The 2,006-nt window shown below is 63.1% G+C and carries 1 pseudogene; it reads left to right on the top strand.

The window, feature by feature from the left end:
- Positions 1–2,006: pseudogene (locus tag BTH42_RS36550) on the top strand (hemagglutinin); the annotation flags it as partial.

The raw sequence follows: 2,006 nt of genomic DNA, 5'->3' as shown, positions 1-2,006 counted from the left end.
TCGACTTCGACGGGGCTGAGTTCGCTGTCGACGTCGACCTCGACGACGGCCAGCTCGCTGTCCACGGGCGTGAGCTCACTGTCGACGGGGTTGAGCACGACGAACAGCACGGTGAACAGCCTGTCGAGTTCGACTTCGACGGGGCTGAGTTCGCTGTCGACGTCGACCTCGACGACGGCCAGCTCGCTGTCCACGGGCGTGAGCTCGCTTTCGACCGGCTTGAGCACGACGAACAGCACGGTGAATAGCCTGTCGAGCTCGACGTCGATCGGTGTGAGTTCGCTGTCCACGGGCGTGAGCTCGCTTTCGACTGGTTTGAGCACGACGAACAGCGTGGTGAACAGTTTGTCGAGCTCGACGTCGACCGGTGTGAGTTCGTTGTCCACGGGCTTGAGTTCGCTTTCGACGTCGACCTCGACGACGGCCAGCTCGCTGTCCACGGGCGTGAGTTCGCTGTCGACTGGCTTGAGCACGACCAATAGCACGGTGAATAGCCTGTCGAGTTCGACTTCGACCGGCGTGAGCTCGCTGTCGACGTCGCTGAGTTCGTTGTCGACGTCGACTTCGACGACGGCCAGCTCGCTGTCCACGGGCGTGAGTTCGCTGTCGACTGGCTTGAGCACGACCAACAGCACGATGAATAGCTTGTCGAGTTCGACTTCGACCGGCGTGAGCTCGCTGTCGACGTCGCTGAGTTCGTTGTCGACGTCGACTTCGACGACGGCCAGCTCGTTGTCCACGGGCGTGAGCTCACTGTCGACTGGCTTGAGCACGACGAATAGCACGGTGAATAGCTTGTCGAGCTCGACTTCGACCGGCGTGAGCTCACTGTCGACGTCGCTGAGTTCGCTGTCGACGTCGACTTCGACGACGGCCAGTTCGTTGTCCACCGGCGTGAGTTCACTGTCGACGGGCCTGAGTTCGCTGTCGACCTCGACCTCGACGACGGCCAGCTCGCTGTCCACGGGCGTGAGCTCGTTGTCGACCGGTCTGAGCACGACCAACAGCAATCTGACGAGTCTGTCGTCGTCTACATCGGTGGGCATGTCGTCGCTGTCGACCCTGGTTTCGACGACGCGCACGCATTATTTCAGCGTGAACGACAACGGCACGCAGGCAGGCAACTACAAGAACGACGGTGCGACTGGCGTGAACGCGCTGGCGGCCGGCACCAATGCGACGGCGGCGGGAGCCAGCGGCGTGGCGGTCGGCGATGGAGCGAACGCCGCGGTGACGAACGGCGTGGCAATCGGCGCGAACGCGGTAGCGGCGACCGCCGCGGGCGATGTCGCGCTGGGCGCGGGCTCCGTGACCGGGGCCGCACACCCGACCTCGAGCGCGACGATCGGTGGCGCGACGTATAACTTCGCAGGGACGAAGCCGGCGAGCGTGGTCAGCGTGGGCGCGTCCGGTGCGGAACGGCAGATCACGAATGTCGCGGCGGGCGAGATCAGCGCCACGAGCACGGACGCGATCAATGGCTCGCAACTGTATGCGGCTAATCAGGCGATCGATAGTCTGTCGACCTCGACTGGTTCGATTGCCACGAGCATCAGCTCGCTGTCGACTGGTTTGAGCACGACGAATAGCACGGTTGATAGTCTCTCGACCTCGACTTCGACGGGGTTGAGCTCGCTGTCGACGTCGACCTCGACGACGGCTAGTTCGTTGTCCACGGGAGTCAGCTCGTTGTCGACTGGCTTGAGCACGACGAACAGCACGGTAGATAGCCTCTCGACGTCGACTTCGACGGGCCTGAGTTCGCTGTCGACCTCGACATCGACGACGGCTAGTTCGCTGTCGACGGGTGTCAGCTCACTGTCGACCGGCTTGAGCACAACAAACAGCACGGTGGATAGCCTCTCGACCTCGACTTCAACGGGTCTGAGCTCGCTGTCGACGTCGACCTCGACGACGGCCAGCTCGCTATCCACGGGCGTCAGCTCCCTGTCGACCGGCCTGAGCACGACCAACAGCACGGTGGATAGCCTGTCGACGTCGACTTC

Source organism: Burkholderia sp. SRS-W-2-2016 (assembly GCF_001931485.1).
Taxonomy (GTDB): domain Bacteria; phylum Pseudomonadota; class Gammaproteobacteria; order Burkholderiales; family Burkholderiaceae; genus Paraburkholderia.
This window is presented reverse-complemented; position numbering and strand designations above follow the sequence as displayed.